Below are 16,129 nucleotides of genomic sequence, written 5' to 3'. Positions count from 1 at the left end.
ACCCACTAAGCACCGAGGAGGCGATGCACGACGATATCCGCCAACAAGCGCCCACGCAGCGTCGGTACCACTCGACCGGCAAACGCGGCCGCGGGATCCACGAGTTCATCGGCAATGAGCCCGGCAACTGCCTGGCGCCCGGCCGCATCGAGGGCGCTCACGGGCAGCCCGTCGCTGATGCGAGACTCGAGCAGCACGCGCTCGGTGCGCCGCGCCTCGTCATCGAGCAGCTCGCGGGCGTGCGCCGGCGAGACACCGCGGGCCATCCGCTCGGCGTAGGCCGCCGGGTGCTTGACGTTCCACCACCGAACCCCACCAACGTGGGAGTGCGCGCCGGGGCCCGCGCCCCACCAGTCCTCGCCCGTCCAGTACGACAGGTTGTGCCGCGAACGGAATTCGGGGCCCTTCGCCCAGTTCGACACCTCGTACCAGCTGAAGCCCGCGGCGCCTAGGCGCGCGTCAGCCAGCTCGTACATCTCGGCGTGCAAGTCGTCGTCCGGGGCAGCCACCTCGCCGCGCTTAATGCGCGCCGCGAGCTTCGTGCCGGCCTCGACGATCAGCGCGTACGCCGACAGGTGATCGGGCTCGAGCGCGATCGCCGCGTCGAGCGAGCGCTCCCAGTCCTCGATCGTCTCCCCGGGGGTGCCGTAGATCAGATCGACGCTCACCTGGAGGCCGGCCTCGCGCGCCCACCTGGTCACGAGCGGAAGCCGCTCGGGCGAGTGCGTGCGGTCGAGGGTCGCGAGCACGCTCGGCACCGCCGACTGCATGCCGAAGCTCACGCGGGTGAAGCCCGCTTCCTTGAGCTCGACGAGGTACGCGGCGTCGACCGAGTCGGGATTCGCCTCGGTCGTGACCTCCGCGCCATCGGCAATGCCCCACTCGGCCCGGATCCTGCCGAGCATTTTGCCCAGGTCGGACGCGGGCAGCAGCGTCGGGGTGCCGCCGCCGAAAAAGACGGTGGAGGCGGCGCGCTCGGGCAGGCCCGCGCGGCGGAGGACCTCGGCACCGAGGGCGAGCTCGCGCTGCACCTCGTCGGCGTAGCTCTCTTGGGTCGTGCCGCGCAGCTCGCTCGCAGTGTAAGTGTTGAAGTCGCAGTAGCCGCAGCGGACGCGGCAATAGGGCACGTGCACGTAGACGCCGAAGGCGCGCTCGCGGGCGCCGGCCAGCACGCTCGCGGGCAGCGAGCCATCTTCCGGAGCCGGGATACCGTCGGGCAGGACGCTCGGCATCAGTTCACAGCGTCGAGCGTGCCGGAGTCGTCGCCGTCATCGTTTACTGCGGGCTCGGATGGCGCGTCCTCGATCGCCGTCGTCTGCCCGGCAGCCTCAGGAGTCGCGTCTGCCTCGGCGCTCGCGGCGGCTGCCGGCAGCAACGCACGCAGCTGATCGCGCGCGGACTCCATCGCCTTCTTGAGCTGCGTACGACCCTTGATGCCCAAGAGGCCAGATTCGGGCGCGACGAGGAACCCCCGCACGGTCGCCCAGACCGAGTCGTCCTCGCGGAACTCGACGCAGTAGAGGGACTCGCCGATCGCGCCGGAATCATCCATGGAACCGACCGCCAGGCCGATCCTGCGCGGTTCGTTCACGACGTAGACCACGCGAATCTTGCGAGCCTCCTGGCCGCCCCCGCCCAGTCGGGCGGTGGTGCCGGCGGTGATGTAGGGCTCGCCATCCGGGCCGAAGTTCTGCTCGGCGCTGCCCGGGGTGACCGGGGTGCCCTGGGCGTCGAACTCGATCCCGGAGTAGGCGCCGCCGTCGCCGACCACGACCTCCTCGACCACGAGGCCGGCGCCACGCGCGGCGCCCCAGGTCATGAGCGCGCTCGAGGCGATGGTGAAGCGGTCCTGGCCGCTGCCCAGGCGGACGGAGTCCTCAAACGGCGTCGTGCCCTCGGGCGGGAACCGCATGAGGTCTGGGGCGTTCGAGGCTCCCACGGACGCGTACGTCGCGGGGACCTCAATGTGACTGGCTCGTCGCTGGGTCAATTTTTGACCTCCTTGCCCTCCGTGTCGCCCGAGAGGGCAGCAATGAACGCCTCCTGAGGGACCTCGACGCGGCCAACCATCTTCATGCGCTTCTTGCCCTCCTTCTGCTTCTCGAGCAGCTTGCGCTTGCGGCTGATGTCGCCGCCGTAGCACTTGGCAAGCACGTCCTTGCGGATCGCGCGGATCGTCTCACGGGCGATGATGCGGGCGCCGATCGCGGCTTGGATGGGCACCTCGAACTGCTGGCGCGGGATGAGTTTGCGCAGGCGCTCGGCCATGAGGGTTCCGTAAGCGTAGGCGCTGTCGCGGTGCACGATCGCGCTAAACGCGTCAACCGCTTCGCCCTGCAGCAGGATGTCGACCTTGACGAGGTCCGCCTCCTGCTCACCCATGGGCTCGTAGTCGAGGCTCGCGTAGCCCTGCGTGCGACTCTTCAGGTGGTCGAAAAAGTCGAAGACGATTTCCGCGAGCGGCATTGAGTAGCGCAGCTCGACGCGCTCGCCAAGGTACTCCATGCCCATCAGGGTGCCGCGGCGGCTCTGACAGAGCTCCATGATCGTGCCGACGTAGTCCTTGGGGGCCAGGACCGCGACGCGCACGACCGGCTCCCGCACGCTCTTGATCTTGCCGTCGGGGTACTCCGAGGGGTTCGTCACCGTAATCTCGGCGTTGTCCTCACGGGTGACCTGGTAGACGACCGAGGGGGCCGTGGCAATCAGGTCGAGATCGAACTCGCGGCGCAGACGCTCCGTGACGATCTCGAGGTGCAGGAGGCCGAGGAAGCCACAGCGGAAGCCGAAGCCGAGCGCGACCGAAGTCTCGGGCTCGTACTGCAGCGACGCGTCCGAGAGCTTGAGCTTGTCGAGCGCCTCGCGCAGCACCGGGTAGTCCGAGCCGTCGATCGGGTACAGGCCCGAGAAGACCATCGGCTTCGGGTCGGTATATCCGTCGAGCGCCTCGGTGGCGGGGTTGCGGTGCGAGGTGATCGTGTCGCCGACCTTGGACTGGCGGACGTCCTTCACGCCGGTGATGAGGTAGCCAACCTCGCCGACCGAGAGCCCCTTCGAGGGCGTCGGTTCGGGCGAGGAGACGCCGATCTCGAGCACCTCGTGGGTCGCGCCCGTCGACATCATCTGGACCTTCTCGCGGGGCGAGATGCGACCGTCGATGACGCGGACGTACGTGATGACACCGCGGTACGAGTCGTACACCGAGTCAAAAATCATGGCGCGCGACGGCGCGCTCTCGTCGCCGACCGGGGCCGGGACTTTCTGCACGACCAGGTCGAGCAGCTCTTCCACGCCCATACCGGTCTTGCCCGATACCCGCAGGATGTCGTCGGGGTTGCCGCCGATGAGGTCGCAGATTTCCTTCGCGTACTTCTCGGGGTCGGCCGCCGGCAGGTCGATCTTGTTCAGCACCGGAATGATCTCGAGGTCGTTCTCCATCGCGAGATAGAGGTTTGCGAGCGTCTGGGCCTCAATGCCCTGCGCAGCGTCGACCAGCAGGATCGCGCCCTCGCACGCGGCGAGCGAGCGCGAGACCTCGTAGCTGAAGTCCACGTGACCCGGGGTGTCGATCATGTTGAGCGCGTAACTCTTGCTTCCGACGTCCCAGCCCATGCGCACCGCCTGAGACTTGATGGTGATGCCACGCTCACGCTCGATGTCCATGCGGTCGAGGTACTGGGCGCGCATCTCGCGATCGGGGACGGATCCCGTGATCTGGAGCATACGGTCGGCAAGGGTCGACTTTCCGTGGTCGATGTGCGCAATTATGCAGAAATTGCGGATCGACTCGGGCGCGGTCGCGGCCGGGATCTGGGGGTTCACACTGCGAGGAGACATTGTGGGCCATTATCCCACGCCGACGGAGAAATCCCGCTTCGGCGAGTTTTCTCGGCGCGGGCGGGTCGCAGGATCGAGCAGGCCTTCGTCGTCCGGCGACGCGCAAACCGGGAGAGGTGCGCTCCCGGCCGGATCCTGGTAGGCTGACTTCTTGGACTTGCGTGTGGGCTTGAACCACACATCCCGTACGGTGCCCTCTTCACCAAGCGGATCAACCTGTTTTCACTTCTTTATTACTCAAAGGATTTTACCCAACGTGGCAAATATCAAGTCGCAGATCAAGCGCATCAAGACCAACGCGAAGGCAACGGAGCGCAACCGCGCCGTCAAGAGCGAACTTCGCACCGCGATCCGCGCAACCCGTCGCGCCATCGCCGAGGGCGACAAGGCGACCGCTGAGGCGACGCTGAAGGTTGCGACGCGCAAGCTCGACAAGGCCGTGAGCAAGGGTGTCATCCACCTCAACAACGCTGCGAACCGCAAGTCGGCCCTCGCGAGCCAGGTTGCCGCTCTCTAGCGAGCACCACACGCTTTACCCGAAGGGGCTCCGCTGCGGCGGGGCCCCTTCGTCGTTGGCTGGGCGGTGCGCCGCTCCCCGCAGCGGGCGCACCGCCACGCGAAACTACCTCGCGTCGGTGCTCTCCTCGGCGCTCGCGTCGGTGGCGGAGAGGTTCGCGGGATGCGTCGGCGCAGCGCCGCGGCGTGCGCGCGCGAACAGCGACGCCGCACCCACGAGCACGAGGCCCCAGAGCAGGCCGAGCAGCGCCGAACACAGCGTGTCGACGCACCATGCGATGAAGGGGAAATCCTGCAGCGGATCCGTCAGCGTGTGTAGCAGCGCGTAGGGCGCGGTGACGCCCACCTCTGCCAGGTTCACGAACAGAATATGACCGCCCACCCAGAGCATCGCGGCAGCCCCCACCGCGCTGAGCGCCGTGAACACCACCGGCATCGCGTGCACCAGCCCTCGTCCGAATGATCGCGCCGCCGCCGTCCGCTTCGAGCCGAGCCAGAGCCCCACATCGTCCATCTTGACGAGCAGTGCGACCGCGCCATAGACCATCACCGTCATGAGCAGCGCCACCACGACGAGGGTCGCCAGGCGAATCTGCCACGAGTCGGAAGCAATACTTGAGAGGGAGATGAGCATAATCTCAGTCGAGAGCACGAAATCGGTACGCACCGCGCTCGCCACGATGCCCTTTTCGTCCGCCTCGGTGCGTCCGGCCACTTCCGCGGCGGTGGTCTCGTGCGTCTGTCCGCGTCGGCTCTGCACCCAGTGCCAGACCTTGTGTGCCCCCTCATACGCAAGGTAGCTGCCGCCGACGAGCAGCAGCCACGGGAACACCCAAGGCGCCCAGATACTCAGCAACATCGCCGCGACGACAATAATCGCCTTGTTCACCAGCGAGCCCTTGGCGATTCGCCAAATCACCGGCAGCTCCCGTGCCGGGCGAATTCCCTGCACATACTGCGGGGTCACGGCCGCGTCGTCGATGACGACGCCGGCGGACTTCACGGTCGCTTTTCCTGCCGCCGCAGCGATGTCGTCCATGGACGCCGCCGCGGCGCGGGCGAGCACCGCTATGTCATCGAGAAAGGCAAAGAAACTGCCGGCCATGTTGAGTCCTCTCGCACACGGTGTTGTGCTTGTATGTTTTCACACGTCGGGAGGTCGCGCGCTACGCGACACCGATCAGGCCAATTATGCAGCGGCCGCGAGGCCGCGCTGCGTCCAGGCGCAGGCGGCAACACAGGGCGCGTCGACGGCCTCAGGAGTTAGTGCGCGAGCGAGCGACCCCGCCGGGCGACCAGCAAAACGTAGCGCTCGAGCGCGTACTCGGGATCGCGGGTGCCGCCCTTGAGGAGCCACTCGGTCTCGGCTCCCTGCACGATGCAGTGGGCGAGGTCCTCCTCGCGCCACCCGCGGGCGTCCTTCATGGCGCGCTCGACCTGCCAGGGGGCCATGCCGAGTTCCTTGGCGAGATTGCCCCCGCGGGCGCCGTACACACGGGCCATGCCGCGGATCTTCATGTTCAGGGCGGCGAGCATCGGAATGGCATCGACCCCGGCCGCGCGGGACTGCCGCAACAGAATGAGCGCCTCGGCGGCGCGGCCGGCGATCGCGGTGTCCGCGACGGCGAACGCTCCCGCCTCGACCCGGCCCTGCGTAGCCCGCTCAACCTCGCGCTCGCCGATCTGGTTCCCGACGTCCGAAATGAGCTGCTCGCACGCACCCGCGAGTTCGCCGATGTCGCCCGAGTAGGCCGCGACGAGCATGCGCAGAGCGGCGGGTGTGATGGTGGCGCCCTGCCTGCGGAATTCCTGCTGCGCGAACGCAAAGCGATCGGCGTCTTTCTTGACCTCGGCGCAGACGACCTCGACGCCGCCTCCCGAGCCGGCGCGGACCTTATCGAGCAGCGCCTTGCCTCGGGTGCCCCCGCCGTGGCGCAGCACCAGCACGGTGCCGTCGGCGGGGGCTTCCAAGTACTTCTTCGCGTCTTCGATGAGCGCGTCGCTGCACTTCTCGACGCCGCTGACCCGAATGAGTCTCGGCTCGCCAAACAGCGAGGGGCTCGCGAGGGTGAAGAGTTCGCCGGCGGTGTAGCCCGCGGCATCGACGTCGTGCACCTCAAGTGCCGGGTCCTCGGCGCGAAGGGCGTCGCGGATCGCGCGAATCGCACGGTCCGCGAGGAACTGTTCGGGCCCGCTGATGAGCACGACCGGGGCCGGCCGAGCGTCCTGCCAGACAAGCTGCGGGATTTTCGACGACGCGGATCGGGTTGCTGATTTTGCGGGTGCTGCCACGGCTCCAGCCTAGCGGCGACCACTGACACGAGGCTCCGCAACCTCGACCCAAACGCCGGGCTCACCCTCCCCGTCCGCCGTCACTGCGATGCTGCCGTGCTCGTCGGTGCGCAACAGCGGGACGCGGGCGCGGGCAAACTCAGCGACCACCTCGTGGTTCGGGTGCCCGTAGCGATTCTCAGCCCCCACTGAGACGATGGCGAGGCGCGCGTCCACGCTCGCTGGGAGGCCGGGCTCGCGGTCGCGGGATCCATGATGGCCCACCTTCACCACGTCCGCCCGCAGGTCGGGGTACGCGCGTAGCAGCGCCGCCTGCTCTTCTTGGCCTGAGTCCCCCAACAGGAGAACGCTCAGGCCGTTCGCCTCGGCCAGCAGGATCAGGCTCGCCTCGTTCGTACTGTCGGGCCGCGCCCTGGGCCCGGGGGCCAGGACCCGCCAGCTCAGGGGCTGCCCCGCGGGAGCGGCGTTCCCTGCGGCCCCGAGCACGAAGGGCACTCCCCCGGCTTCAAGCTGACGTACAACCCCGCGATCCACGTTCCCGGTGGTCGGCGGCGCGATCAGGGCCCCGTCGATGCGCCCGATCACCTCGTCGAGCGCGCCGACGTGATCCTGGTCGTCGTGCGTGAGCACGAGCAGCGAGATCCTGGTCACCCCGAATCGATCGAGGCAGGTCGAGAGCAAAGCCGCGTCGTCACCCGTGTCGACCAGCATCACGCGGTCAGGCTCGGCGGGGTCGCGCAGCAGGATGGCGTCGCCCTGCCCCACGTCGCACATGACGACTGCCCAATCGCGGGGCACGCCGGCCCGCTGCGCGAGCGGCGTGACGAGGGTCGTCGAGACCACCAACGCCGACGCGGCAGAAAGGAGAACTGTCGCGACAACCCGAACCGCGCGGGGCTTCTGCGGCTCGCGCTGCCACGGCCGTCGCGGCCCCGGGGGGACGACCCCCGGAAGGCCCAACCGGCCTGTCCAGACCAGCCAGGCGAGCACTGCGGCCGCCTGGGCGATGGTAAGCACGACCGCCCCGCCCCAGCCTTCTGGCCAGACCCAGCGCGCGAGCGGCAGGTCACCGGCGGTCTCGGCGACCGCCGCGATCCAGCGGGCGGGCCACGCGGCGAGCCAGACGAGGGCCACCGCGAGCGGCGGACAGAACGGAGCGACGAGAGCGGCAACGAGCCCCAGTGCGGTCCCGAGTGGCGCGGCGGGCCCCGCCACCACGTTCGCCGCCACCCCGATCGCCGGTAGACCCGGCTGCAGCAACAACAGGAACGGGCCGCAGGCGAACTGTGCGGCAGACGCGACCGCCAACGCTATGGCCAGTGGCTTCGGTAGCCACAGCGCGCGTGCCGCCCGCGTGAGGGGTGCGGCCAGCAGCAGGATCCCGGCGGTCGCCGCCACCGACAGCGCAAATCCAGCCTGAAGCGCCTGCCACGGATCAACTACCAGCAGGGCCAGGATCGCGACCCCGAGCGCCGAGAAACCGGCCTCGGGCCGCCCACCGAAGCGCGAGACGAGCACGACGACCGCCATTACCCCGGCGCGAAGCACGCTCGGGTCAGGGCCGACGACAGCGACGAACGCCGCCAGCCCGAGCCCCGAGATCACGACGCGGAGTCGGCGCCCCGCTCCGAGCCGCGCGGCGATGGCCGCCATCGCCCCGGTCACGAGCGCGCAGTTCGCACCCGAGACGGCGGTGAGGTGCGCGAGCGAGCTCTCCCGCATCGCCACGTCGAGATCCTCTGAGACCAGACTCGTGTCGCCCACGGCGAGACCCGGCACGAGCTCGGCACCCCGCACCCCTCGAGCCGTATCCAGCAGTCCCGCGCGGAGGGAGGCCGCGGCCGTCCCGGATGCCCCGGTGCTTCCAGTCGCCGCCGAGCGCACCGCGATCCCGAAGGCCGCCGAGTCGGCCGGGGCAAGTGCTCGCAGCGCCCCGCGCACCGACACCTGGGTGCCCGGGGCCCAGCCCGGCGGCGCCCGCTCCTCGAGCCACAGCAGGACCGGCACGGCCGGGTCCCCGGTACGCGCCGCCACCCAGCCCCGTTCCCCGCCAAAGCCCTCGGAGACTCGAGGAAACGCCGTCAGGGTTACCAGCAGCGTCACAGTGCGGTGCGCGGCGGCGTCCGCGACGAGCGGACTCGACGCACGGGCGCTTTCCATCACCACGGTGCGCGTGCTCACGAGTAGGAGGGCGGCAACGGTGATGGCCACGAGCCCCCAGAGCGGCGCGAGCCCGAGTAGCGCGCGCATCGACCCTGGGACACCCGAACCAGGCGCCCCCGCGCCAGAATCCGGCTCTCCTCCCCGACCCACACGGTCCCGCACCTCAGAGATCGCCCAGACACCCCCCAAGATCAGCCCGACGCAGAGCGCCAGTGCGGCGCACCAGCGCGCGAGTCCGGGGTTTGGCAGCATCGTTGCCGCCGCGGCCCAGGCGCACAGTGCCGGCGCGAGCAGCCGGCCCCGTCCCGGAGGCGTGGGACGACGCAGCTCTGGCGAGATCTCGCGGAGGAGCCTCATGACACACGCACCCGGTCGCGAAAACCCTCAAGCGTCTTCGCGCCGATGCCGGGCACCTCAAGCAGCTGGTCCACGCTCGAGAAGTCCCCATTCGCGGCGCGCCAGTCGAGAATGCGCTGGGCGAGCGCCGGGCCTACACGTGGGAGGCTTTCGAGCGCCCCCAGATCCGCGGTATTGAGGTCCACGGGCGCCGCCCCATTGGGACTCATTCCCGGAGTTGCGGGCCCGGGTGGGACCGCGTTTCCGGCGGCACCGGCCGCCACACCCGCGGCAATCGCCGCCGCGTCCGGTACGAGGATCTGCTCCCCGTCGACAACCGGGCGTGCCAGATTCACCCCCGCCAGCACCGCGTCACCCGTGGCCCCGCCGGCGCCAGCCACCGCGTCGCGCACTCGCGAATTGGCCGGAAGCTCGACCACCCCTGGTGCCGCGACGGCCCCGACGACATGCACGAAGACGGTGCGCGCAGCCGTACTCGAACCCTCAGCCGAGTCCGCGCTCCCAGAGTCTTCGCCAGCGGCAGCCCCGACTTGCGTTCCCAACCCTTCGCCTTTCTGGCCATCCGGCTCAGCGAGTGCGGCGATCTCAGCGCCCGCGGCTGCGCCACCCGGCGGGCTGTGCGGCTGAAACCAGACCAGGCCGAGCGCCACCGAAATGGCGACGACGAACACGACCGCCCCGGCCAGGTAGGGCACGCTGACTGCGCGCTCGATGCGCTGCCGGAGCGTCCGTGGCGGCTCCCAAGCATCAGCGCTGCGAGAGCGATCCCGCGTGGTCCAGCGTGCGCCTGGCGACAAGCGCATAATCGTACCCGATCCGAGGCTCGGCTCCAGGCTCGGCTCCGCGCCACGGACTGCCCGCACGCTCCGTTCCGCTCGCTGGTCTTCCCACCGATCGACCGTCTCGCCGCCGTCGGCATCCAGACTGTCGGACTCGTCCCACGGCTCCGGCAGCGCACGTTGTGGCAACATGACGCCACGCTAGGCCGCGATTGCACCGAACATCCGCGCGGGGCCCAGAAAGTGGAGAACCGGCAGGATCCTGCCCTTGTGAACGGAGAACGTGCAGCAGGTCGCGAACAATACGGACTCAGGAGAGCCGGCTCCCCCGGTTCATCCGATTGCTGGAGCATCCCCCTCAGTCGTTCTAGGCGAGCCCGCTACTGACCAAATCGAGTGCGGTATGACGTTGGGGTAGTGGAGTAGGCGGCGACAAAGTTCTGGCGAAAGGTCACCGCACTGCCAAATCCGCAGGCCTCCGCGATGCGCGCAATGCTCCAGCTCGTCGTCTCGAGCAGTTGCCTGGCGTCATCCAACCGGCGCCCCAGCACCCAGCGCGCCGGAGTGACCCCGTGGAACTCGCGAAACTTGCGCGTGAAGTTTCGAGTACTCATTGACGCATGTGCCGCCAGCGTCGCCACGCTGAGATCCTGGTCGAGATGCGCGAGCGCCCACTGGATAGTCCTACTGAACGGCTCGTCCTGCCGCGGAGTGAGCAAGGGGCGGGCAACATACTGCGCCTGGTCGCCTTCGCGATGCGGGGCGATCACGATTGAGCGCGCCACAGCCGCAGCCGCAGCGGCCCCCAGGAGGGTCCGCGTGATGTGGAGACAGGCGTCAAGCGCGGCAGCGGTACCCGCCGATGTGATGACGTCGCCGTGATCGATGTAGAGAGCCGCCGCGTCAAATTGCACCGCGGGAATCATTGCGTTCATCACCCCGAGCGCTTCCCAGTGCGTCACGGCGGTGCGCCCGTCGAGGAGTCCCACGTGCGCCAGCGGGAACGCGCCCAGGCACAGACCGACAATCTTGACCCCGCGGTCGTGCGCGTTCAGGATCAGGCGCCGGAGTTCTTCGGAAGGTTCTGGGAGGGACTCCGGCCACGAGGGAAACACCAATATCTCCGCGTCCGCGGCAACCTCGCTGCCCGACACGTCCCCGATGACGTAGCCCTCAGCGCTTCGCACCGGCCCACCCCCCTCAGAGAACACGTGCGTCGTCCATTCAGGAGCAGGACCCACCGCCGAGGCTTCGCCGAACACCAGCAACGGGGCCGCCAGATGAAACATCGTGACGCCGTCGAATGCAAATACCGCGATCTTCACCTTGGCCTAATTTCATCGAAAGGATGCTTTTACGCCTCTCACTGTAGTTCGCGTGCTTCTGAGATGGTGTTCACTGACCCGTCAATCACCGTTTCATGAGGAGCCCACAATGCCGACACCTCGCCGCGCGCTCGTCCTCGTCGACGTGCAGAACGAGTACTTCACCCCCAAAGGCCCGCTCGAAATTTACTACCCGAACCGGCTCGACTCGTTGGCGCACATCACGCGGGCGATCGACTTCGCCGAGCAGCAGGGCATCCCGATCGTCTCGGTACAGCACGAGTATCCGGTCGGAGCACCGGTGTTCGCCGTCGGGTCTGAGGGCTGGAAGCTGCATCCGGAAGTCGCGTCACGACGCACCGATGGCTGGAAGCACGTCGTGAAGCACTACTCGAGCGTCTTTGCCGACACAGACTTCGAGGCGTGGCTGCGTCAGCACGATATCGACACCATCACCCTGGTTGGCTACATGTCGAACAATTGCGAGCTCGCCACGGCGGCAGCCGCAGAGCCGCTGGGCATCACAGTGGAACTCCTGTCCGACGCCAGCGGCGCGATTCACCTGGCAAACGCAGCCGGCGCGATCTCCGCGGAGCAACTCCACGAGGCACTGATGGTGCTGCTGCACTCGAGCCTCGCCTCCGTGGGCACCACGAGCGCCTGGGTGCAGGCCGTCGAAGCGAAAGTTGCGCTTCCCACAAGCGACCTCGGGACTTCGGCGAGGCAGGGGCAGGCCGCATTCCCGCAGCACGGCTGAGCGCCCAAAACGGCTGAGCGCCCAAAACGAGAAAACCGGCAGGATCCTGCCCCTAAGAACGGGGAGGATTCTGCCGGTTGACACCGCCAGGAAGGAGGCTAGCCCTTCGTGACGATGCTCACGATCTTCGGGACGCGGACGACCACGTTGACGATCTCGCGCTCGGCAATCGCGCGCTGCACCGACGCGGACGCGCGGGCGGCGGCCTCGGCAGCCTCAGCGGTGACCGACGCCGGCAGCACGAGCTTGTCGCGCACCTTGCCGTCGACCTGCACGATGAGCGTGACCTCGTCCTCGACTAGCAGCGACTCGACCGCGGCGGGCCACTGCACGAGCGCGACGGTCGGCTCGTGGCCGAGCTTCGCCCACATGTCTTCCGCGGCGTACGGCGCGAACAGCGACAGGATCACGGCGACCGCCTCGGCCGACTCGCGTACCGCGGCATCCGCCGGTCCGGCGGCGCCGTCGATCGCCTTGCGTGTGACGTTGACCTGATCCATCAGGCGAGCGACGAGCACGTTGAACTTGTACCCCTCGATCAGGCCCGGGGCGTCCGCGAGGAGGTGATGCGTGTGGCGCCGCAGGCCGCTGTCGCCCGTGCTGAAGTCGGCGCCGGGCGCGCTCGCGACGTCGTTCGCGACGCGCCAGGCGCGGGCGAGGAACTTGGCTGAGCCCTGTACCGAGACGTCAGCCCAGTCGATATCGTCCTCGGGCGGGCCCGCGAACGCGAGCGTGACGCGGAGCGCGTCGGCGCCGTGGGCCTCAAGTTGCTCGGCAAACTCGACGAGGTTGCCCTTCGACTTGCTCATCTTGGTGCCGTCCTGCAACACCATGCCCTGGTTGAGCATGCCCTGGAAGGGCTCGGTGAAGTTCAGGTACCCGAGGTCGTGCAGCACCTTCGTGATGAAGCGCGAGTAGAGCAGGTGCAGGATGGCGTGCTCGACGCCGCCCACGTACTGGTCGACGGGCGCCCACTTCGCGGCCTCCGCCGGGTCGAAGGCCTGCGTCGCGTCCTGCGACGAGAGGAAGCGCAGGAAGTACCACGAGCTGTCGACGAACGTGTCCATCGTGTCAGGGTCGCGCTGCATGCTCTCGCCGGTGGCGGGGTCGACCACGGTGGCCCACTCGGTCGCGGCGCCGAGCGGCGACGACCCCTTGGGCTTGAGGTCGAGGCCCTCGCTCGAGGGCAGCACGACGGGCAGCTGATCCTCGGTGAGGGGGTGCAGCGAGCCGTCCTCGGCGTGCAGGATCGGGATCGGGGTGCCCCAGTAGCGCTGGCGTGAGATCAGCCAATCGCGCAGGCGGTACGTCTTCGCGGCGCGGCCGGTGCCCTTCGCCTCGAGAATCTCGATCGCCTTCGGGATGCCTTCAGCCTTGGAGAGGCCGTCGAGTTCACCCGAGTTCACGAGCACGCCCTCGCCGGCGCGTGCGATACCGGTCTCGGCGGGGTCGCCGGGGGCCTCTTCGCCGTCCGCAACGACAGCGTCGAGCACGACGCGCACCGGCAGGTCGAAGGTCCGCGCGAAGTCGAGGTCGCGCTGGTCGTGCGCGGGGACCGCCATGACAGCGCCGTGACCGTAGTCGGCCAGCACGTAGTCGGCCGCCCAGACGGGGATGCGCTCGCCCGTCACCGGGTTGATCGCGTAGCGCTCGAGGAAGACGCCGGTCTTCTCGCGGTCGGTGCTCTGGCGATCGATCTCGGTGCTCTTCTGCGCCTGCGCCAGGTAGTCCTGGAAGCGCGCGCGCACGGCCGGGTCAGCGTCGGCGACGAGCTCCGCAGCGAGGTCGGCATCGGGCGCCACGACCATGAAGGTCGCGCCGTGCAGCGTGTCCGGGCGGGTCGTGAAGACCGTGACGGGCGCCTCGCGGCCCTCGATCACAAAGTCGACGTCGGCGCCGATCGAGCGGCCGATCCAGTTGCGCTGCATGTTCAGCACCTTGGCAGGCCATAGGCCCTCGAGCTGGTCGAGGTCGTCGATCAGGCGATCCGCGTAGTCCGTGATCTTGAAGTACCACTGCGTGAGCTTCTTCTTCACGACCATCGCGCCCGAGCGTTCGGAGGTGCCGTCAGCGAGCACCTGCTCGTTCGCGAGCACCGTCTGGTCTACCGGATCCCAGTTCACCCAGCTGGCCTTGCGGTACGCGAGACCCTTCTCGTACATCTTGAGGAACAACCACTGGTTCCACTTGTAGTACTCGGGGTCGCTCGTGTGCAGCACGCGCGACCAGTCGAACGACGGCGCGTAGGTACGAAAGCTCGCCTTCTGCTGGTCGATGTTCGAGTACGTCCACTCGCGGGGGTCGACGCCGCGCTTGATCGCGGCGTTCTCGGCGGGCAGGCCGAACGAGTCCCAGCCGATCGGGTGCAGCACGTCGTAGCCCTGGCCGCGCCAGTAGCGCGCGAGCACGTCGCCGAAGCAGAATGCCTCGGCGTGGCCCATGTGGAGATCACCGGAGGGGTACGGGAACATGTCGAGCACGTACTTGCGCGGGGCGTCGTCCCCGAGCTTGCCCGCGGCGAACGGCTGGAGGTCTTCCCACACGGGAAGCCACCGGTCCTGAATGGACCGGAAATCGTAGGCTTCGGCCTGCTGCTCGCTCACGCGCACCTCTTTACTTCTTGGCAGTTTCATCGCCCGAATCTGTCGCCCGGGCACGCGCCCAAACCCGGGCACTCACTCCTCTAGCGTATCGCGCCCGAACGGGGTCGCAGCGCTGCCAGCGCAGCGCGCGCCTTGAGCCGCGATTCGGCGAGTTCCCGGGCAGGATCCGAGTCGATCGTGATCCCGCCGCCGGCCCCAATCAAGGCCATTTCCGGCAGGATCCCGCCGCGCAGCTCGACGCTCCGGATCGTCATCGCGAGCTCGGCCGCGCCACCCTGGTCGATCCACCCGAAGCAGCCGGCGTAGAGCCCGCGCGGGGCGCCCTCGATGGCACCCAGGATCTCGACGGCGCGCCGCTTCGGCGCCCCCGTCATCGAGCCGCCCGGGAAGCAGCTCTCGATCGCGTCGAACACGTCTCGCCCCGGGGTCAGGGTCCCGGTCACGGTGCTCACGAGCTGATGGACGTGCGCGTGGCTCTCGACGCGCTGGAACCCCTCGGTCCGCACCGACGCGGGCACGCAGACGCGGCTGAGATCGTTGCGCATCAAGTCCACGATCATGAGGTTTTCGGCGTGCTCCTTGGGGTCGGCCGCGAGATCGAGCGCGAGCTCGGCGTCGAGCGCCGCGGTCTTGCCCCGGGGGCGCGTCCCCTTGATGGGGTGCGTGGCCACGTGCAGCTCCCCATCGGTACCCCGCTGGACGCTCAAGAATCGCTCGGGGCTCGCGCTCACGAGCGCCCGGTCCCCCGCCACGATCACGCCGCCCCGGATCGCACCGCCCGCCGCGCGCAGCCGCGCGTAGATCGCCAGCGGGTCGAAGGATCCCGGAACGGCGGCCGTGTCGGTCAGGCAGAGCACATAGGCGTTTCCCTCGCGGATCGCCGCGCGACAGGCCTCGATATCGGCCAGATAGGTGTGCTCGCTGCGCATCCAGGTCGCCCGGGACTCACCGACGTCGATGGGTTCGTGCGCCGGCAGCGGCGCCGGCTGGGCTTGTGGCTGTGGCTCCAGCGCCCAACCGTATGCTGCGCGCCAGGCGTCGATGGCGCTCGGGGCACCGCGCAGCTCGGCGCGCCCTGTCTCGTCGTGGATCGCGAGGACGACGTCGATCCTCAGCGCGAACGCCGGCGGCACGGCGTCGGGCGCCGGATCCAGGCCGAGCAAGCCCACACCGAACTCGTACCCGAGGGCGACGACCCACCCCTCGTGAAACCCGTGTGGGCTGGCGGCACCGGGATCCTGCGCAGTCTGATGGGGGGCGGGCACCCGCAGGCCCGCAAGGAACTCTCGCTCGCACCCGCGCTCGGCGACACGCACCTCGCTCGCGACGCCCAGATAGCTCCAAGCGGACTGCGCCTCGTCGGGCGACACGACCTCGCCGTCAAGCCAACACCAGGCGGGCGTCTCGCGCAGGCGAGCCGCGACGGAGGACGCGTGGACCGGATGCGGGATCGCCCACACCTCGGGCGCGTGTTCCGGCGTTTCTTTCACGGCAATAGCG

The 16,129-nt window shown here is 68.8% G+C and carries 12 protein-coding genes; 2 read left to right on the top strand and 10 right to left on the bottom strand.

Going from position 1 to position 16,129, the window contains the following annotated elements; translation table 11 throughout:
* Positions 1-5: 5 nt before the first annotated feature.
* Genes hemW through lepA form a run of 3 tightly spaced genes read right to left on the bottom strand, consistent with a single transcriptional unit; the run spans position 6 to position 3,837 of the window.
* On the bottom strand, positions 6-1,232 hold the full coding sequence (gene hemW / locus JW030_RS05445; RefSeq protein WP_188044944.1) for a radical SAM family heme chaperone HemW: 1,227 nt from the start codon (positions 1,230-1,232) through the stop codon (positions 6-8).
* Complete coding sequence (locus tag JW030_RS05440; RefSeq protein ID WP_241095579.1) at positions 1,232-1,990, bottom strand: DUF1990 family protein; 759 nt, start codon at positions 1,988-1,990, stop codon at positions 1,232-1,234. The genes hemW and JW030_RS05440 overlap by 1 nt, the downstream gene beginning before the upstream one ends.
* Positions 1,987-3,837, bottom strand: a complete 1,851-nt coding sequence (lepA, locus tag JW030_RS05435) for a translation elongation factor 4 (protein WP_188044945.1) — start codon at positions 3,835-3,837, stop codon at positions 1,987-1,989. Before lepA ends, JW030_RS05440 begins: the two co-directional genes overlap by 4 nt.
* Before the next feature lie 256 nt (positions 3,838-4,093).
* Here lepA and rpsT point away from each other — a divergent pair, with 256 nt between their 5' ends.
* Positions 4,094-4,354: a 30S ribosomal protein S20 gene (rpsT, locus tag JW030_RS05430; RefSeq protein WP_188044946.1), complete on the top strand. Its 261-nt coding sequence runs from the start codon at positions 4,094-4,096 to the stop codon at positions 4,352-4,354.
* Positions 4,355-4,459: 105 nt separating this feature from the next.
* On the opposite strand, the gene JW030_RS05425 is transcribed toward rpsT, so the two are convergent.
* From JW030_RS05425 to JW030_RS05405, 5 genes are all read right to left on the bottom strand, one after another.
* On the bottom strand, positions 4,460-5,458 hold the full coding sequence (locus JW030_RS05425) for a DUF808 domain-containing protein (RefSeq protein ID WP_188044947.1): 999 nt from the start codon (positions 5,456-5,458) through the stop codon (positions 4,460-4,462).
* A 158-nt stretch (positions 5,459-5,616) separates the two neighbouring features.
* On the bottom strand, positions 5,617-6,645 hold the full coding sequence (gene holA / locus JW030_RS05420) for a DNA polymerase III subunit delta (RefSeq protein WP_188044948.1): 1,029 nt from the start codon (positions 6,643-6,645) through the stop codon (positions 5,617-5,619).
* 9 nt (positions 6,646-6,654) lie between these two features.
* A complete protein-coding gene (locus JW030_RS05415) occupies positions 6,655-9,165 on the bottom strand; it encodes a ComEC/Rec2 family competence protein (protein WP_241095578.1) in 2,511 nt (836 codons plus the stop codon).
* Entirely contained in the window at positions 9,162-10,136 is a 975-nt protein-coding gene (locus tag JW030_RS05410; protein WP_241095577.1) for a ComEA family DNA-binding protein, read from the bottom strand. The genes JW030_RS05415 and JW030_RS05410 overlap by 4 nt, the downstream gene beginning before the upstream one ends.
* A 188-nt stretch (positions 10,137-10,324) precedes the next feature.
* The gene (locus tag JW030_RS05405) at positions 10,325-11,269 is read right to left on the bottom strand and encodes a GlxA family transcriptional regulator (protein ID WP_188044949.1); all 945 of its coding nucleotides are present in this window, start codon (positions 11,267-11,269) and stop codon (positions 10,325-10,327) included.
* 109 nt (positions 11,270-11,378) lie between these two features.
* Here JW030_RS05405 and JW030_RS05400 point away from each other — a divergent pair, with 109 nt between their 5' ends.
* On the top strand, positions 11,379-12,026 hold the full coding sequence (locus JW030_RS05400) for an isochorismatase family protein (protein ID WP_188044950.1): 648 nt from the start codon (positions 11,379-11,381) through the stop codon (positions 12,024-12,026).
* Between the two features lie 98 nt (positions 12,027-12,124).
* Here JW030_RS05400 and leuS read toward each other — a convergent pair whose 3' ends face one another.
* Both leuS and JW030_RS05390 read right to left on the bottom strand, forming a co-directional pair.
* Positions 12,125-14,659 carry a leucine--tRNA ligase gene (gene leuS / locus JW030_RS05395; RefSeq protein WP_188044951.1) on the bottom strand — a complete coding sequence of 845 codons (2,535 nt, stop codon included), beginning with the start codon at positions 14,657-14,659 and terminating at the stop codon, positions 12,125-12,127.
* A gap of 50 nt (positions 14,660-14,709) precedes the next feature.
* Complete coding sequence (locus JW030_RS05390; RefSeq protein WP_241095575.1) at positions 14,710-16,119, bottom strand: anthranilate synthase component I family protein; 1,410 nt, start codon at positions 16,117-16,119, stop codon at positions 14,710-14,712.
* Between the last annotated feature and the right edge of the window lie 10 nt (positions 16,120-16,129).

The sequence above is a fragment of the Leucobacter sp. CX169 genome, from assembly GCF_017161405.1.
Classification (GTDB): domain Bacteria; phylum Actinomycetota; class Actinomycetes; order Actinomycetales; family Microbacteriaceae; genus Cx-87.
The sequence above is the reverse complement of the archived record's forward strand: the minus strand, read 5'-3'. Positions and strand labels throughout refer to the sequence as shown.

Excerpts from the sequence above, each read along its gene's own strand:
- hemW (WP_188044944.1), bottom strand. The coding sequence starts at position 1,232 with ATGCCGAGCGTCCTGCCCGACGGTATCCCGGCTCCGGAAGATGGCTCG.
- lepA (WP_188044945.1), bottom strand. The coding sequence starts at position 3,837 with ATGTCTCCTCGCAGTGTGAACCCCCAGATCCCGGCCGCGACCGCGCCC.
- JW030_RS05425 (WP_188044947.1), bottom strand. The coding sequence starts at position 5,458 with ATGGCCGGCAGTTTCTTTGCCTTTCTCGATGACATAGCGGTGCTCGCC.
- JW030_RS05415 (WP_241095578.1), bottom strand. The coding sequence starts at position 9,165 with ATGAGGCTCCTCCGCGAGATCTCGCCAGAGCTGCGTCGTCCCACGCCT.
- JW030_RS05410 (WP_241095577.1), bottom strand. The coding sequence starts at position 10,136 with ATGTTGCCACAACGTGCGCTGCCGGAGCCGTGGGACGAGTCCGACAGT.
- JW030_RS05400 (WP_188044950.1), top strand. The coding sequence starts at position 11,379 with ATGCCGACACCTCGCCGCGCGCTCGTCCTCGTCGACGTGCAGAACGAG.
- leuS (WP_188044951.1), bottom strand. The coding sequence starts at position 14,659 with ATGAAACTGCCAAGAAGTAAAGAGGTGCGCGTGAGCGAGCAGCAGGCC.